The following is a 16,386-nucleotide window of genomic DNA, read 5'->3' as shown; positions in this document are numbered from 1 at the left end:
CCCGGCGGCCACCCTCGCCGGGCCCCCGCGCCTCGAACTCCTCTTACGGCCTTGCGGCCGTGGGAAGTGCTCCCGGGGAGCCTGACTCCGCGGAGCGATCCAGGCGCCCGGCGATTGCGGACACCGCGCGGAGCGCGGTACGGGCTCCGCGCGGAGTCCTCGCGCGGCGGAGCCGCATATCGGTACTGCGGGAAGGTGGGCCCCTTGGCCGCCGGGCCGCAGGGGGAGGGGACAAGCCCGCGGCGAGCGCGACCCGCCCGGGGCCGGTCAGTCCAGGTAGCCGCGGAGTTGGTCCGCGAACGCGTGGTCGCGGAGCTTGTTGAGCGTCTTCGACTCGATCTGGCGGATGCGTTCACGCGTCACACCGAAGAGCCGGCCGATCTCCTCCAGCGTGCGTGGCCGCCCGTCGTCGAGGCCGTAGCGCAGCTGGACCACCTTGCGTTCGCGCTCGCCGAGCGTGGACAGCACCGCGTCCAGGTGCTCGCGCAGCAGTAGGAACGCGGCGGACTCGACGGGCGACGCCGCGTCGCCGTCCTCGATGAGGTCGCCGAGGGCGACGTCGTCCTCCTCTCCCACCGGGGCATGCAGGGACACCGGCTCCTGGGCCAGCCGCAGCACTTCGCCGACCCGTTCCGGGGTCAGTTCCAGGTGGGCCGCGACCTCCTCGGGGGTGGGTTCGTAACCGCGTTCCTGGAGCATGCGGCGCTGGACCCGTATCACCCGGTTGATCAGTTCGACGACGTGCACGGGCACCCGGATGGTGCGGGCCTGGTCCGCGAGGGCACGGGACATGGCCTGGCGGATCCACCACGTCGCGTACGTCGAGAACTTGTAGCCCCGGGCGTAGTCGAACTTCTCGACCGCTCTGATCAGGCCGAGGTTTCCCTCCTGGACCAGGTCCAGCATGGTCAGTCCACGGCCGACGTACCGCTTGGCGACGGACACGACGAGCCGCAGGTTCGCCTCGATCAGGCGCCGCTTGGCCATCCGTCCCATGACGACCAGCCGGTCGAGGTCGACGGCCAGCTGCGAGTCGGGGTCGATGGTGCTCGCGAGCTTCTCCTCCGCGAAGAGCCCCGCCTCGACGCGCCGGGCGAGTTCCACCTCCTCCGCCGCGGAGAGCAGGGAGATACGGCCGATCTCCCGCAGATACTGGCGGAAGAGGTCCGAGGACGGCCCGCTGTCGGTGTTCCGCCCCGTGCCCCGCGGCGGCTCGGGAGGTTCGGGCTCCACGGCTTCCTCGACCAGGTTCGCCGGCAGGGCGTCGGGGTGCCCCATGGGCAGGCCCTGCGCGGGCGTCTGCTCGACCGCGGTCGCGACGGCCGTGGCGACGGCGCCGGTTTGGGTCTCGGACAGGGTCTGGGTCTGCACGGGGCGACCTCCAGGTGATCGCTGCCGGTCGGGGGGCCCTACGCACCGCACCCCAGTGTGGGGTACGACACATTGCCGCCACGAGGGGCGTGCGACGACTTTTTGCGACCCGTGCGTGACCGGCCGGTTACTCGGGTGCCTTTCGTGCACGCGTCTGGGAGGCTCTGCCGGTGCGTGAGAGATGCGAGTACGAGACCCATGTGACCGTGCGCTGCGCCGACGTGGCCGGCCGCGACCGGTGCGACGCCTGGGCACGGGCCGCGGGCTGAAGGTGACGCACATCGAGCCGGCCCGGGGGCGGATGGTCCGGCAGCCGATGCCGACGTCGAGGGGCCGGGACGGATTCGCCGGGCAACGGGCCGCCGCCAGGCGCTGGTGGCGCGGCTACGGGCGGACGGTTTCGATCCGGTGCGGGTGAAGATCGTCCAGTGGCTGCTCACCGATTGCTACCCGCAGGGCAAGGACCTCTGCGACGCCGCCCTGCTCGCGGAGCGCCACCCGCTGCGGTACGAGCTGCTCCACGAGGTGTTCCGGCTCGCCGGCGAGTGGCCGTACCCGCCGCGGGAGGAGGTCGGCTTCGCGGACGCCGAGGAGGCGCTCCGGGATGTGGAGTGGGACCACTTCGCCGCGGACCACCCGCGGTTCGCCGGTGACGAGCAGCTGTATGTACGGCGACTGCCGGCGGCGCTCGCACCGACGTTCGCCCGCTGACGCGGGCTACAGCGCCGCCGCGCCCCGATCGCGCAGGGACTGGGCGTACTGCTGGAGCACCCACAGTTCGTTCGCGACCGCCGCGTACCGCTCCGGGTCGCCGCCGGCGCCCAGGCGGGCCATCGTGCCCTGGACCTCGCGGATACGGCGGTCGACGGCGCGCAGGCGGACCTGGACGAGCTGCATGCCCGCGTACACCTCGTCGACCGTGCGGGCGTGCACCGCTTCCACGGCGAGCTCGGTGACCAGCGCGCGGACCGTGTCGTCGGGGGCGACGTCGCGGACGCGGGCCAGATAGCCGGAGGTGTCCCGGGTGCCCTGCTCGGCGCCGCCCGCCTCCTCGATGGTCCGGTGCACGGCGGCGTACGGAGGGGCCGTGAACTCGTCGACGCCGTACGCGTCGAAGGCCGGCGAGACCAGTTCGGGGTGCTGGAGGGCCAGCTTGAGCAGTTCGCGCTCGGTGCGGTGGGCGGGGCTGCGCAGATTGAGTGCCGGGCCCGACGGCGCGGCCGGGGCAGACGCGGCAGGCGCCGGGTGCGGCGCCCTGGCGGGGCCGCCCGCACGGCCGCCGCGGTCGGATCCCCGGTCGCGGGCCCAACGGGCCAGCTGGGCGACCCGCTTGACGACGAACTGGGTGTCGAGGATGCCGAGGATGCCGGCCAGTTGCACGGCCGACTCGTGCTGGATGGCGATGTTCTTGATGCCCGCGACGATCGGGGCCGCCTCGTCGAGAGCGGCGGCTCGGCCGGCCGGCGTCTCCAGGTTGTGCCGGCTCACCATCTGCCGGATCGCGAACTCGAAGAGGGGCGTACGCGTCTCGACGAGCTTCTGCACCGACTCGTCACCCTCCGCGAGCCGCAGCTCGCACGGGTCCATACCGCCCGGGGTGATCGCGATCGACGTCTCCGCCGCGAACTTCTGGTCGTCCTCGAAAGCGCGCAGCGCCGCCTTCTGACCCGCCGCGTCGCCGTCGAAGGTGAAGATCACCTCGGCGGTGGCGTGGTCCATCAGCAGCCGGCGGAGGATCTTGATGTGGTCGCCGCCGAAGGACGTGCCGCAGGTGGCGATGGCGGTGGTGACGCCCGCGAGATGGCAGGCCATGACGTCGGTGTAGCCCTCGACGACGACCGCCGTGCTGGTGCGGGCGATCTCCTTCTTGGCCAGGTCGATCCCGTACAGCACCTGCGACTTCTTGTAGATCGCCGTCTCGGGCGTGTTCAGGTACTTCGGGCCGTTGTCGTCGTCGCGGAGCTTGCGGGCACCGAAGCCGACCACCTCGCCGGTGATGTCCCGGATGGGCCACATCAGCCTGCCGCGGAAGCGGTCGATGGGGCCGCGGCGGCCCTCCTGGGAGAGGCCGGAGAGGGTCAGCTCCTTGTCGCTGAAGCCCTTGCCGCGCAGATAGCGGGTGAGATGGTCCCAGCCGGCCGGGCTGTACCCCACGCCGAAGTGCTGGGCGGCGGCCTGGTCGAAGCCGCGCTCCGCGAGGAACTTCCGGCCGATCTCCGCCTCGGGGCCGTCCAGTTGCTCCACGTAGAACCGGGCGGCGATCTTGTGGGCCTCGACCAGCCTGATCCGCTCGCCGCGCTGATGGCTGGGGTTGTACCCGCCCTCCTCGTAGCGCAGGGTGATGCCCGCCTGGGCGGCGAGGCGCTCGACCGTCTCCGAGAACGAGAGATGGTCGATCTTCATCACGAAGGCGATCGTGTCGCCGCCTTCCTGGCAGCCGAAGCAGTGGAAGAGCCCCTTGCTGGGGCTGACCTGGAAGGAAGGGGACTTCTCGTCGTGGAACGGGCACAGGCCCTTGAGGTTCCCGCCGCCGGCGCTGCGCAGCTGGAGGTACTCGGAAACGACGGCGTCGATCGGGACCGCGTCCCGGACCGCCTTCACGTCGTCATCGTTGATCCTGCCTGCCACGCGTGAATTCTACGGTGGCGCTGCGACACTCCGGTCAGCCGGCGTCCCCGGGGCCGGCGAGGTCGGCGAGGTCGGCGAGGGGCACGGTCGGATCGCCGAGGGCCTGCGGATCCACCTCCGTCCTGGACCGGATCAGCTGCTGGATCGGCCCGGTGACGTCCCACACGTTGACGTTCATCCCGGCCAGCACCCGGCGTTCCCGCAGCCAGAAGGCGATGAACTCCCGTTTGCCCACGTCGCCGCGGAGCACCACCTGGTCGTACGAGCCGGGCGGTGCCCAGCCCGAGTACTCCATGCCCAGGTCGTACTGGTCGGAGAAGAAGTAGGGGACGCGGTCGTAGGTGACGTCCTGACCGAGCATGGCGCGTGCGGCGGCCGGGCCGCCGTTCAGGGCGTTCGCCCAGTGCTCCACACGCAGCGGGACCCCGAACAGCGGGTGGAACACTGCGGCGACGTCACCCGCGGCGTGGATGTCCGGGTCACTGGTGCGCAGGCTCACGTCCACCGCGATACCGCCGCCGTACTCCCGGTCGGCGAGGTCGAGACCCGCCGCGTCGGCGAGGGCGGTGCGCGGGGCGGCGCCGATCGCGGCCAGGACCTCGTGGGCCGGGTGCTCCTCGCCGTCGTCGGTGCGGGCCGCCAGCACCATGCCGTCCTGACCGGTGATCTCGGTGAGACGCGCGCCGAAGTGGAAGCGGACGCCGTGCTCGCTGTGCAGCTCGGCGAAGAACTGGCCGAGCTCCGGGCCGATGGCCTGGTGGAGCGGAGTGGCCTCGGCCTCGATGACGGTCACCTCCGCGCCGTAGCCGCGGGCCGCGGCCGCGACCTCCAGACCGATCCAGCCGCCCCCCGCGATGACCAGGTGACCGTTGTCGCGGCCGAGGGCGGCCAGCACGTGGCGCAACCGGTCGGCGTGGGCGAGGCGGCGCAGATGATGGACGCCGGCCAGGCCGGTGCCCGGGACGTCCAGCCTGCGGGGCTCGGCGCCGGTGGCCAGCAGCAGCTTGTCGTAGTGGAGGACGGCGCCGTCGCCGAGGCGCACCGACCGGCTCTCGCGGTCGATGGACACGACCGTCTGTCCCAGGTGCAGCTCGATGTCCGCCTGGGCGTACCAGCCGGGCTCGTGGACGAAGGCGCTGTCACGTTCGTCCTTGCCGGTCAGATACGCCTTGGACAGGGGCGGACGTTCGTAGGGGTGCTCGCGTTCGTCGCCGATGAGGATCACTCGCCCGGTGAATCCTTCGGCACGGAGGGTCTCGGCGGCCTTGGCCCCCGCCAGCCCACCACCGACGATGACGAATGTCCGATGTGCGTCGACCACGTGATGCCTCCTCGTTGCTTCTCCGCAGCGCAGCCTTCAGCGAGCGTCCCGCACGGAGCGTTATGGCGGAAGGGGGAGTGGCCCTCCGGCGTGTCAAACAGGACGAACCCGACACTGCGCTACGGGTGTGCGGTGCTCGGCGGCGCCCGCCGTGACGGGCGCGGCAGTCGGCGCCCGTCAACGGCGTCTTGTGAGACGCGCGTGCAGGGTACGGGCCGACGCGTCCGTGAGGTTCGCGATCTGGTCGACGATCACCCGCTTGCGGGCCCGGTCGTCCGCCGCGGCCTCGAACATGGCGCGGAACTGCGGCTCGAACGGCTCCGGCGCGCGAGCGGTGAGCGCCTGTGCCAGCTCCGCGAGCACGATGCGCTGGTCGGCGCGGAGCGCCTCCTGCTCGGCGCGCTGCATCACATAGCGGTCCGCGACGGCCTTCAGCACCGCGCACTCGTTGCGCGTGGCGCGCGGGACGACGAGCTCCGCCGCGTAACGCGTGAGCCCGCCCTCCCCGTACGCCTGGCGGGTCGCGGCCTCGGCGGCGAGCGCGAACCGACCGATGAGCTGGCTCGTGGCGTCCTTCAGCCGGGCCTGGGCGACCGCGGAACCGTCGTAGTGGTGCGGCCACCACGGCTGGTCGACGAGCCGGTCGAGCGCCTCGGACAGCTCCTGCGGTTCTGTGTCGTCAGGCACGTAACGGCCGATGGCCACGGACCAGATCGCGGCGCGCTCGGTCTCGGAGAACAGGCAGTTGGGGTCGACGTGGCCGGCGTGCAGCCCGTCCTCGAAGTCGTGCACGGAATACGCGACGTCGTCGGACCAGTCCATCACCTGGGCCTCGAGGCACTTGCGGTACGCCGGGGCCCCGAGACGGGCCCACTCGAAGACCGGCAGGTCGTCCTCGTACACCCCGAACTTCCCCGAGCCCGGCTCGGTGGGGTGCCCGCCGCGCGGCCAGGGGTACTTGGTGGCCGCGTCAAGGGTGGCGCGGGTCAGGTTCAGACCGACGCTGACCGGCTCGCCGGTCAGCGGTGAGTGCACGAAACGCTTGGGCTCGATACGGGTGAGCAGCCGCAGCGACTGGGCGTTGCCCTCGAAACCGCCGCAGTCCCGGGCGAACTCGTTCAGCGCCTGCTCGCCGTTGTGGCCGAACGGCGGGTGCCCCATGTCGTGCGCGAGGCACGCCGCCTCCACGAGATCGGGGTCGCAGCCGAGCGCCGCGCCCAGCTCCCGCCCCACCTGGGCGCACTCCAGCGAGTGCGTCAGCCGGGTGCGGGGGCTGGCGTCCCAGGCGTGGCTGCGCGTGCCGGGGGTGACGACCTGCGTCTTGCCCGCGAGGCGGCGCAGCGCCGAGGAGTGCAGCACCCGGGCGCGGTCGCGCTGGAAAGCGGTACGGCCGGGGCGTTTGTCGGGCTCGGCGGCCCAGCGCTCGGCGGCGGACTCGTCGTAGCCGTCGGAACCGTCGTAGCCGGAGCCGGTGCCGGTGGACTTGGCTCTGGCTCTGGCTCTGGCTCTGGCTTTGGCTTTGGCGTCGACTGCGCCATTGGCTTCGCCTTCGGCGGAGGTGCTGGTGGTGCCGTCCATGCACCGAAGGTAACCGCAGTGGCCGACAGTCCGGCCCGCAGGGCGATTATGCGGCGGAGAGTTCGAGCCGCCGGACCGCCCCCACGGTGCTGGGGAGGGACCGCGCCTCGTCGTAGCGGTGCAGCAGGAGCCGGGCCACAGCGGGGTGGGTGCCCAGCGGCTCCGCCGCGACGCAGGGCGCGGCAGCGGCGCTGCGGGTCGAGAACAGGCCGGGCGCGGCGAAGTACGAGGCGACCGCGATCCGGTGGCGGCCGCGCGCCTCCAGGGCCTGGACCGCCGCGGGAACGGTGGGCGCGAGAGCAGAGGCGTACGCGGCGACGACCGGCACTCCGCCGAGTCGCTCGGCGAGCATGCCGGCCATGTGCCGGGTGTCCTGCGCGGACCGGGGGTCGCGGGATCCGGCGGAGGCCAGGACCACACCCGCGCTGCCGCTCGTACCGTCCTCGGGGCGCCAGCCCGCCTCGGTGAGGCGGTCCGCGAGCGCCTCGGCCAACAGGGGGTGCGGGCCGAGCGGGCGCGCGATACGGATGTCCGCGCCGGGCAGCGCCGCCGCGGCGCGCGGGAGGTCGTGCTTGACGTGGTGGCCACGGCTGAGCAGCAGCGGCACGAGGACGGCGGGCGTGCCGTCGGGCAGGGCGGCGAGCGTGTCGCCGAGCAGCGGCTCGTTCAGCTCGATGTGGCCGAGGCGGACGTCGAGACCGGGCCGCATGTCACGGACCCGGTCGAGGAGCGCGGTGACGGTACGCACGGCACGGGGGTCGCGGCTGCCGTGGGCGACGGCGACGAGGGCGGGCCGGGCGGCGGCGGTGGAGGCCATGCGGGGCGGGTTCCGTTCAGTCGGACGTGACTCAGCTGGGTGCCGAGCTGAGCGGTGATACGCGTGAGCAGGCCGACGCTGGAGTCGAACTGCTCGGCGGTGTCGACTGCGCTGTCGAAGGGCGGGGGCGGGGACTCACGAAGGTGTTCCGGCTCCGTCATGCATCGATGGTGGCGGGCGCAGGTTGCGGGGTTGTTGCGTGAGAGTGACGGGTCTTTGCGCGGGGCTCACGGCGGGGGTGGCGGCGGCGGGGGTGCGGGTTGGGCGCGCGGCGCAGGAGCCCGGGGGCGGGACCGCTGCGCGGGGGGCGGTTTGCGCGGGCGGTTGCTCGGGGCGGGGCGGCTCGGGGCGTTTACGCGGGGCGGGGCGGCTCGGGTACGGGGCCACCTCCGGTACGGGGCCGCTGCGCGGGGCCGTTTCCCACCCCGCCCCGGCCCCGTGCCGCTGCCGGGGGCCGGCCGGGCTCCGCCCCGGCCCGGTACCGCGCTTCGCGCGGTGGCCTTGAACCCCCCTGCGGCCTGGCGGCCGTGGGGCACTTCCCACGCCGCCAGGCGTAGGGGGGAACCCTCCGAACCGGACTTGACATGCCGCTGCACGGCAAACCCGGCCCACCGGGCACGTCCGCCTCGCCGGCGCTTGAGGCGCGGGGTCCGGGGCAGCGCCCCGACAAGACCGGCACACACCCAGCCCGCCGGGGTCCTCCCACGGCCGCCAGGCTGTGACCCGGGGCGGGCGCGGGGAGCGGCCGGGTCGGCGCGGCATGGGGGTCAGGGCGACAGCCAGACCCGGAGTGGGCCCGCCTCCGCGCAGCCGTGCCGCACCGCCGCCGCCAGGTCGTCGCCGTGTTCGTAGCCGACCACCGGCGTCCCGGGCCGCAGCCGGGCCACGGCCGACAGGCAGCCCGCCCACGCGGCGTCGATGTCGCCGTCCGCGGCGAACACGTTGGAGAGGCCGGCGGCTCCCCCGCCCAGGCTGACCACTGCGCCCGCGACCACCCGGCCGTCCCCGGCGCCTCGCCCCGCGAGGAACGTGACGACCGGGTCGGCGAGGAGTCCGGGGCGGAACAGGGCCGACAGGCCCCCGCCCGCGTCCCAGGCCGTCGCCCATTCGGCCAGCTCCGCGGGCGTGGTGAGCGGGGCCCACGCCGTGCCCGGCGGCGGGGCGGGCGCGGGTGCGCCGGCCGGCCGGTACAGCCACCGCGCCTCGAAGAGGACGTCGAAGCCCGCCCCGGAGAGGTCCAGCGACGCGAAGCCGTCCTTGACCGAGCAGCCCCCGCCCGCGGTGTCGATGGCGGCCAGCACGTCGTCCGCCGTCGCTTCCTCGCTGAGCGTCACCGCGTCGGGGTACAGCAGCGGTGTGCGGCGCGGGCTGGTCCAGGCACGGACACCGAAGTCGCCGGCGAGCCCGTGGGCGCGGCACATGGCGTCGCACCATTCGGCGTTGTTGCGGGCGGCCGTGTACGCCCTGTCGTCGATCACGGGGTGATGCTGACCGAAGCTCACTGCGCCGGGCGAACCGTTTTCGCTCGCCGGGCGTCTGACCGTTCGTGAGAGCGAGCAGAGCGACCAGGGCCACCAGGGCCACCAGGAGGCGGCGGCGGGCCGTGCAGGCGGTGATGCTGGGGTGCGTGCTCGGGCTCGCGCCGGCGACGTGGATGCACGCTGTCGCCGACAGCCGCGTCCGTACGGTCGCGGACGCCCCGGCGCAGGACGTCGCCGTCGTCTTCGGCGCCGGGCTGTGGCAGGGGCGGCCCTCCCCCTATCTGGCGCACCGGCTGGACACCGCCGCCGAGCTGTACCGGACCGGCAGGGCCAAGGTCGTGCTGGTCACCGGGGACAACAGCCGGGTGGAGTACGACGAGCCGGACGCGATGCGGACGTATCTGACGGAGCGCGGTGTGCCGGACGACCGGATCGTCAGCGACTACGCGGGGTTCGACACCTGGGACTCGTGCGTACGGGCGAAGAAGATCTTCGGCGTGGAGCGCGCGCTGCTGGTGAGCCAGGGCTTCCACATCCGCCGGGCGGTCGCGCTGTGCCGGTCGGCCGGGGTGGAGTCGTACGGTGTCGGGGTCGCGGAGCCTCACGACACGACCTGGTACTACGGCGGGGTGCGCGAGCTGTTCGCGGCGGGGAAGGCGTCGCTGGACGCCGTCCTCCGGCCGGATCCGCGCTTCCTCGGGGAGCGCGAGCCGGGGGTCCGCGAGGCCCTCGCGCAGGCCGTGCGCTGACCGGGCGGCACGCGGCCCGGCGCGCTCGCATCGAGCACCCGGGCGCGGAACAGTGAGCGCCATGAACAAAGACGTGGCAACTCTCCTGTCCCGGCACACCGAGGCGCTGGCCCTCTTCACCGACCGGGTGCACGCCGTCCGCGACGGCCAGTGGGACGATCCGACGCCGTGCAGCGAATGGTCGGTGCGCGACCTTGTCAACCACCTGACCGCCGAGCAGCTGTGGGTGCCGGACCTGGTGACCGACGGGGCGACGATCGAGGACATCGGCGACGCGTACGAAGGCGACGTCCTCGGCGAGCATCCCAAGCGGAGCTGGGACGCGGCGGCGCGCGCCGCCCGCAAGGCGTTCTCCGACGAGGGCGCGATGGAGGGGACGGTCCAGCTGTCGTACGGGGAGACGCCGACCACGGCGTACTGCTCTCAGATGATCAGCGACGCCGTGGTGCACACCTGGGACCTGTCGCGTGCCATCGGCGCGGAGGAGCGGCTGCCTGACGCGCTGGTGGCCTTCACGCTGGGCGAGGTCGGCCCGTACGCCTCGGAGCTGTCGAAGTCCGGGCTGTTCGCCCCGCCGATCGAGCCGCCGCCTGGTGACGACCCGCAGACCCGGCTGCTGGCGATGATGGGCCGCCGCGCCTGAGCCGTGTCCGCCACCCCGGACCCCGAAGGCTCACGGCGGCACCTCACGCCGCCGTGAGCCGGTTCCGGAGCCATGCGTACCCCGTCTGTAATGCGCCGCGTCCGCCCGCGTAACACGAATGTTCCACGCTGGGCGTCATGCGCGACGAGACCACCCCGACCCACTGTCCCTACTGCGCCCTGCAGTGCGGTATGAATCTGCGCGACGTGCCGCAGCCGGGCGCGGACGCCGGGACGGCCGTCGAGGTGGTGGAGCGCCCGGACTTCCCCGTCAACCGGGGCGCCCTGTGCGGCAAGGGCCGTACGGCCCCCTCCCTTCTCTCCTCCCGGGTGCGCCTGTCCGGGCCGCTCATCAGAAGCCACGCCACAGGCAGGCTCGAGCCGGCCACCTGGGAGGAGGCACTGCGTACGATCGCCGACGGGCTGCGGCGGACGAGGGAGACGCACGGCGCCGACGCGGTGGGCGTCTTCGGCGGCGGCGGGCTGACCAACGAGAAGGCGTACACGCTCGGGAAGTTCGCCCGGGTGGTGCTCGGCACCTCGCAGATCGACTACAACGGCCGCTTCTGCATGTCGTCGGCGGCGGCCGCGCACACCAAGGCGTTCGGTCTGGACCGCGGTCTGCCGTTCCCGCTGGAGGACATCCCGAGGACCGGTTGCGTGATCCTCGTCGGCTCGAACCTCGCGGAGACCATGCCGCCCGCACTGCGCTATCTGACCGAGCTGAAGGAGAACGGCGGCAGGCTGATCGTCGTCGACCCCCGGCGGACGAGGACGGCGGAACAGGCCGACCTGCATCTCGCGCCCCGGCCCGGTACGGATCTGGCGCTCGCCCTCGGCCTGCTGCACGAGGTGGTGGCGCAGGGACGCACCGACGAGGAGTTCATCACCGCCCGTACGAGCGGCTGGGCGGACGCCAGGGCCGCCGCCATGGCGCACTGGCCGGAGCTGGTCGAGCGGATCACGGGCGTGGGGGTGCCGGAGCTGCGCGAGGCGGTACGGCTGTTCTGCGACGCGCCGTCCGCGATGGTGCTCACGGCCCGCGGGCCCGAGCAGCACTCCAAGGGCACGGACACGGTGAGCGCGTGGATCAATCTGTGCCTGGCGACGGGCCGGGCCGGCCGACCGCTGTCCGGTTACGGCTGCCTCACCGGCCAGGGCAACGGGCAGGGCGGCCGTGAGCACGGCCAGAAGGCCGACCAACTGCCCGGTTACCGCAAGCTGGACGACCCGGCGGCGCGGGCGCATGTCGCTCAGGTGTGGGGCGTGGCCCCCGAGTCGCTGCCCGGGCCGGGACGCAGCGCCTACGAACTGCTGGACGCGCTGGGCCGCGACGTGAAGTCGCTGCTGCTGATGGGCTCGAACCCGGTGGTGTCCGCGCCGCGCGCTGCGCACGTCGAGGATCGGATCAGGTCGCTGGAGTTCCTGGCCGTGGCGGATGTGGTCCTTTCGGAGACGGCGGCGCTCGCGGACGTGGTGCTGCCGGTGACGCAGTGGGCGGAGGAGTCGGGCACGACGACCAATCTGGAGGGCCGGGTGCTGCTGCGCCGCAAGGCGCTCGACGCGCCGGACGGTGTCCGCAGCGATCTGGAGGTGCTGGGCGCCCTGGCGGGGCTGCTCGGGCACGAGAAGGGCTTCCCGGCCGATCCGGAGGAGGTGTTCGAGGAGCTGCGGCGCGCGTCGGCGGGCGGCCCGGCGGACTACTCGGGCATCACCTACCGCAGGATCGCGGACGAGAACGGCGTGTTCTGGCCGTGCCCGGAAGAGCCGGAAGAGGCCGGAGGCCCGCACCCGGGGACGCCCCGGCTGTTCCTCGACCGCTTCGCCACGGCCGACGGGCTGGCCCGGTTCGTTCCGGTGGCGCACCGGCCCGCCGCGGAGGAGCCCGACGCCGAGTACCCGGTGCTGCTGACGACCGGGCGGGTGGTCGCCCAGTACCAGTCGGGCGCGCAGACGAGGCGCGTCGACGAGCTGAACGCCGCCGCGCCCGGCCCGTTCGTCGAGTTGCATCCGCAGCTGGCGGAGCGGCTCGGCGTCGCGGAGGGCGAGCCGCTCGCCGTGGTGTCCCGGCGGGGCCGGGCGACCGGGCCCGCGCGGATCACCACCTCGATCAGGCCGGACACCGTGTTCATGCCGTTCCACTGGCCGGGCGAGGGCCGGGTCAACTCGGTGACGAATCCGGCGCTCGACCCGACCTCCCGGATGCCCGAGTTCAAGGTGTGCGCGGTCCGGCTGGAGCCGGCGGGCCCGGCCGGCGGGGCCTGACCGTCCCGCGCCAGTCGCCGCCGGCCACGGGGGTGCCGGCGGCCCGCAGCTCGCGGGCCGTGCGCTCGGCGGCCACGTACACCCAGGCCGTGACGGCCGTGCCGTCGTCGAGGAGGACCGTGCGGGCCGTCCGCTCGTACAGGTTCTCGGGACGGCCCGGGCTGCCGGTGTACTCCTCCAGCCGGTCGAGGACTCCGAGCAGCCGCCCGTAGTCCTCGGGGTCGGCCCACACCGCCTCGCCGGTGACCGTGCACGGCCCGCCCGGGTCGTCGACGGCGTACGGGAAGCCGGGGCCTTCGTAGAGCCGGGCGCTGCAGAGCAGGGCGGGCCGCTCCGTGGTGGTGCGGCCGCGGAGGAACAGGTCGTGGTTGCGCTCCCCGGGGCGCAGGGTGCCGTAGACGAAGAACGGAAGCCGCCGGCGGCTGTTCATCGCGCCACGGTCTCTGCCCGTACCCAGTTCGCGTACGCCGCGTTCCCGCGCACCACGGGCACGGCGATGATCTCCGGTGTCTCGTAGTCGTGGGCGGCGGTGAGATGGGCTTCGAGGGCGTCGTAGCAGGCCGGTGTGGTCTTGAAGAGCACCTGCCACTCCTCCGCGGTCTCGACGGCGTTCTGCCAGTGGTAGACCGACGTCACCGGTGCGGAGATCTGGGCGCAGGCGGCGAGCCGGGCCTCCACGGCGCCCTGCGCGAGTTGCTGTGCCTTCTCGGCGCTGTCGGTCGTGGTCATCACGGCGAGCAGCGGCGGCGCTGCGGGGGTCTCTTCCACGGCACGGGCTCCTTCTCGGTCGTCGGCTCCTCTGCGGGCGCGCACGGCCTCCGGCGCACAGGACGGGCGGGGCCGGAGGCGGCCCACCTGCCACCGTACGCACCGCGGATCACACCTCGGCCGCCGCCACCGTGAACCGGGCCGCGTGGAGGCGGGTGTACGCGGCCGCCTGCGGTCGGCCGTCCGCCGTGAGTGCCCTTGTGAGTGCCCTGCTCGACGAACGGCCCGACCTCCGTCACGAGGACGTCGTAGCCGTCGGGGGATGCGGATGAAGCGGTCGGCGTGGGTGGCCGTCGCAGCGGCGACGACCTGCGGTCAAGGGGGCCGAGGGCTTGAACCGCCCGGGGGCGGGACCGGCGCGATCATCCGCCGGGACGGCAAGCGCGATCACCCGCCGGTCGGGGTCGAGAGGGCGAGGAGCCCTCTCAGCGGCACGGCGGCGGCCTCAGCCTGCGTAGGGGCGGACGGACTTGGCGGACCTGAGCGCCTCGGCCCACCAGGAGAGCTGGTCGAGCATCGTCTTGGCGGCGGCGTCGGGGGCGGCGGGGTCGCGGTGGTTGCCCTCGTCGTCGAAGTGGGCGCCCGCGTTGTGGAAGGACACCGTGTCCCGGACGGTGACGGCGTGCAGCTCGGCGAAGACCTGCCGCAGCTGCTCGACCGCGCGCAGCCCGCCGGAGATCCCGCCGTAGGAGACGAAGCCGACCGGCTTGGCCTGCCATTCATCGTAGTGCCAGTCGATGAGGCTCTTGAGGGTGGCGGGGAACGAGTGGTTGTACTCGGGGGTGACCACGACGAAGGCGTCTGCGCCGGCCAGCTTCGGTGTGACCTTGCCCAGTTCCGTGCGCACCTCGGGAGAGGGATCGTAGGAGAGCGCGGTGGGCAGATCGGCGTCGGCCGGGTCGACGACCTCGACCTGGAAGTCCTCGCGCGCCGCGGCACGGGAGACGAACCAGTCGGCGACGGTGGGCCCGAAGCGGCCTTCACGGTTGCTGCCCATGACGACGGCGAGCTTCAAGGGGGACGTGTGGTCGGGTGTGTTGATGTCCATACGGAGGAGCCTGGTACCTCAAGTTTGGTTGAGGTCAAGCGACGTCCGGGGACCCGCGACGGCGGACCCGGCGGTCGCGCGGTGGGCCCCGGCGCGGCCGACCGCCCAGGCGGATCGTCACCCGTTCGGCACGACGCGCCCGACGTCCGGACCTGACCCGGCATCAGCGGCCTTGACCTGCGGGTATGCGATCCGTCCAGGGCGACACGCCGCTCCGGTCGAGCGAATCTGAGGGGCCATCAGCAGGCGTGCCGGGTGCTCGGCCTCTTACCTCGGAGAAGACGACACACCGCACCGCGCGCTTCCGGAGGACCCCATGCGCACCACCGCCCGCCTGATCACCGGCACCGCGATGGCCCTCGCCACGACAGGGCTCGGCGCCCACGGGGCGTACGCCGGAGACTTCGGAGAGCTGGAGGTGTACCCGTCACCCGCGACCCCCGGCACGGAGGTCACCGTGAACACCACGGCCTGCGGCAAGGACGGCCACGGCGTCGGCGACGCCCGGTCACTCGGCGCCGGCGAGTTCAAGCTGTGGCCCGGCACGCACAAGGAGGTCGTCGTGGGCCGGTTCACGGTCCCCGAGGGCGCCAGGCCGGGAACGTACGGCATCGAGGTGCGCTGCAAGGACGGCAAGAAGGCCACGGGCGACCTCGAGGTGCACCACAAGCAGCCGAGCGGGCACGTCAGAACCGGAGTCGGCGGCAGCGTGGGCCCCGACACCACCCAGATCGCGGCGGGCGCGGCGGTACTGACCGCGGCTGCTGTGGGCGGGACGCTCCTCCTGCGCCGCCGGGCGAGCGGCGCGCAGAGAGGCTGACGGACCGGCATCCCGACCGGTCCCCGTACCGCCGGAGCCCTCGCTCCCGTCCGCCTCGAGCCGACGGGGGCGGGGCGACTTCTCACGCCGGGCGTTCGTCCGCGCCGCCGTCTGCGGACCGCCGGCGCCCCTCTCCCCGCCCCTCTTCCCCGCTTCCTCGTGAACGACGCGACCTTCGACGCGATCGCGGACGCAACCTTCGACGGACCTCGCACGCGACCTTGGAGGACCGATGACCGCCCAGGACACCATCCGGCGCAGGACCAAGGGGTGGGGCCTGGCCGTCGCCGTCTGCGCCGGGCTGTGGCTGGTCCAGAACGGCGCCCGTGACGTCACCCCGCCGGTCCCGTCGGCCGCCCAGGCGTTCGCGGCCGGCCCCGACCGGCACACCGATGCGGCGGCCGATCCGCTGCCGGCCTCCGAACCGGTACGGCTGCGCATCCCCAGGATCGACGTCGACGCCCCCGTCATGGGCCTCGGCCTGGAGGGCAACGGCGGCCTCGAGGTCCCGCCGGCCGCCGACCGCAACCTGGCGGGCTGGTACGAGGACGGCACCACCCCGGGCGCCAAGGGCACCGCGATCGTGGCCGGCCATGTCGACAACGCCCAGGGCCCGTCCGTCTTCTACAGCCTCGGGACTCTGGAGAAGGGCCACCGGATCGAGGTGCTCCGCGCGGACGGCAGGACCGCCGTCTTCACTATCGACGCCATCGAGGTCTACGAGGCCGACGCCTTCCCCGACGAGAAGGTATACGGCACGGGCGACCGGGCCGAGCTGCGGGTGATCACCTGCGGCGGCGGTTTCTCCGAGAAGACCGGATACCAGGGGAACGTCGTGGCGTACGCGCACCTGATCGGCGTGCGGGGCGGCGGTACGACCTGACCGTCGTCATGCCTC

At 73.3% G+C, this 16,386-nt stretch carries 15 protein-coding genes; 6 read left to right on the top strand and 9 right to left on the bottom strand.

Features of this window, described 5'->3' with window-relative positions; all coding sequences use genetic code 11:
- Positions 1–267: 267 nt before the first annotated feature.
- Positions 268–1,371, bottom strand: coding sequence for an RNA polymerase sigma factor (locus AB0903_RS07925; RefSeq protein ID WP_366700108.1), 1,104 nt, complete (start codon positions 1,369–1,371; stop codon positions 268–270).
- A gap of 375 nt (positions 1,372–1,746) precedes the next feature.
- Here AB0903_RS07925 and AB0903_RS07920 point away from each other — a divergent pair, with 375 nt between their 5' ends.
- Entirely contained in the window at positions 1,747–2,082 is a 336-nt protein-coding gene (locus tag AB0903_RS07920; RefSeq protein WP_366700106.1) for a hypothetical protein, read from the top strand.
- A 6-nt stretch (positions 2,083–2,088) separates the two neighbouring features.
- Here AB0903_RS07920 and dnaG read toward each other — a convergent pair whose 3' ends face one another.
- From dnaG to AB0903_RS07895, 5 genes are all read right to left on the bottom strand, one after another.
- The gene (gene dnaG, locus AB0903_RS07915; RefSeq protein WP_366700104.1) at positions 2,089–3,999 is read right to left on the bottom strand and encodes a DNA primase; all 1,911 of its coding nucleotides are present in this window, start codon (positions 3,997–3,999) and stop codon (positions 2,089–2,091) included.
- Between the two features lie 34 nt (positions 4,000–4,033).
- Complete coding sequence (locus tag AB0903_RS07910) at positions 4,034–5,320, bottom strand: FAD-dependent oxidoreductase (protein WP_366700102.1); 1,287 nt, start codon at positions 5,318–5,320, stop codon at positions 4,034–4,036.
- A gap of 177 nt (positions 5,321–5,497) precedes the next feature.
- Positions 5,498–6,898 (bottom strand): deoxyguanosinetriphosphate triphosphohydrolase, encoded by a 1,401-nt coding sequence (locus tag AB0903_RS07905; RefSeq protein WP_366700100.1) that lies wholly within the window; start codon positions 6,896–6,898, stop codon positions 5,498–5,500.
- Between the two features lie 46 nt (positions 6,899–6,944).
- Entirely contained in the window at positions 6,945–7,715 is a 771-nt protein-coding gene (locus AB0903_RS07900; protein ID WP_366700098.1) for a sirohydrochlorin chelatase, read from the bottom strand.
- A 767-nt stretch (positions 7,716–8,482) separates the two neighbouring features.
- The gene (locus AB0903_RS07895; protein WP_366700261.1) at positions 8,483–9,136 is read right to left on the bottom strand and encodes a hypothetical protein; all 654 of its coding nucleotides are present in this window, start codon (positions 9,134–9,136) and stop codon (positions 8,483–8,485) included.
- Between the two features lie 194 nt (positions 9,137–9,330).
- On the opposite strand from AB0903_RS07895, the gene AB0903_RS07890 reads away from it, so the two are divergent.
- From AB0903_RS07890 to AB0903_RS07880, 3 genes are all read left to right on the top strand, one after another.
- Positions 9,331–9,945, top strand: a complete 615-nt coding sequence (locus AB0903_RS07890; RefSeq protein ID WP_366700259.1) for an ElyC/SanA/YdcF family protein — start codon at positions 9,331–9,333, stop codon at positions 9,943–9,945.
- Positions 9,946–10,006: 61 nt separating this feature from the next.
- A complete protein-coding gene (locus AB0903_RS07885; protein WP_366700096.1) occupies positions 10,007–10,588 on the top strand; it encodes a TIGR03086 family metal-binding protein in 582 nt (193 codons plus the stop codon).
- A 137-nt stretch (positions 10,589–10,725) separates the two neighbouring features.
- Positions 10,726–12,852: a molybdopterin oxidoreductase family protein gene (locus AB0903_RS07880; protein ID WP_366700094.1), complete on the top strand. Its 2,127-nt coding sequence runs from the start codon at positions 10,726–10,728 to the stop codon at positions 12,850–12,852.
- Here the strand turns inward: AB0903_RS07880 and AB0903_RS07875 are convergent.
- The 3 genes from AB0903_RS07875 to AB0903_RS07865 all read right to left on the bottom strand — a co-directional run bounded on the left by AB0903_RS07875 (position 12,800) and on the right by AB0903_RS07865 (position 14,668).
- A complete protein-coding gene (locus AB0903_RS07875; RefSeq protein WP_366700092.1) occupies positions 12,800–13,282 on the bottom strand; it encodes a gamma-glutamylcyclotransferase family protein in 483 nt (160 codons plus the stop codon). The two genes, AB0903_RS07880 and AB0903_RS07875, sit on opposite strands and share 53 nt — an antisense overlap.
- The gene (cutA, locus tag AB0903_RS07870) at positions 13,279–13,581 is read right to left on the bottom strand and encodes a divalent-cation tolerance protein CutA (protein ID WP_366700257.1); all 303 of its coding nucleotides are present in this window, start codon (positions 13,579–13,581) and stop codon (positions 13,279–13,281) included. The genes AB0903_RS07875 and cutA overlap by 4 nt, the downstream gene beginning before the upstream one ends.
- A 484-nt stretch (positions 13,582–14,065) precedes the next feature.
- Entirely contained in the window at positions 14,066–14,668 is a 603-nt protein-coding gene (locus AB0903_RS07865) for an NAD(P)H-dependent oxidoreductase (protein WP_366700090.1), read from the bottom strand.
- A 316-nt stretch (positions 14,669–14,984) separates the two neighbouring features.
- Here AB0903_RS07865 and AB0903_RS07860 point away from each other — a divergent pair, with 316 nt between their 5' ends.
- Together AB0903_RS07860 and AB0903_RS07855 are read left to right on the top strand one after the other, a co-directional pair.
- A complete protein-coding gene (locus AB0903_RS07860; protein WP_366700088.1) occupies positions 14,985–15,488 on the top strand; it encodes a hypothetical protein in 504 nt (167 codons plus the stop codon).
- A gap of 232 nt (positions 15,489–15,720) precedes the next feature.
- Positions 15,721–16,371, top strand: a complete 651-nt coding sequence (locus tag AB0903_RS07855; RefSeq protein ID WP_366700086.1) for a class F sortase — start codon at positions 15,721–15,723, stop codon at positions 16,369–16,371.
- Positions 16,372–16,386: the final 15 nt, after the last annotated feature.

This window comes from Streptomyces sp. NPDC048389 (assembly GCF_040706335.1).
Classification (GTDB): Bacteria; Actinomycetota; Actinomycetes; order Streptomycetales; family Streptomycetaceae; genus Streptomyces.
Note: the sequence above shows the minus strand (reverse complement) of the source record. Positions and strands in the feature narration are given on the sequence as shown.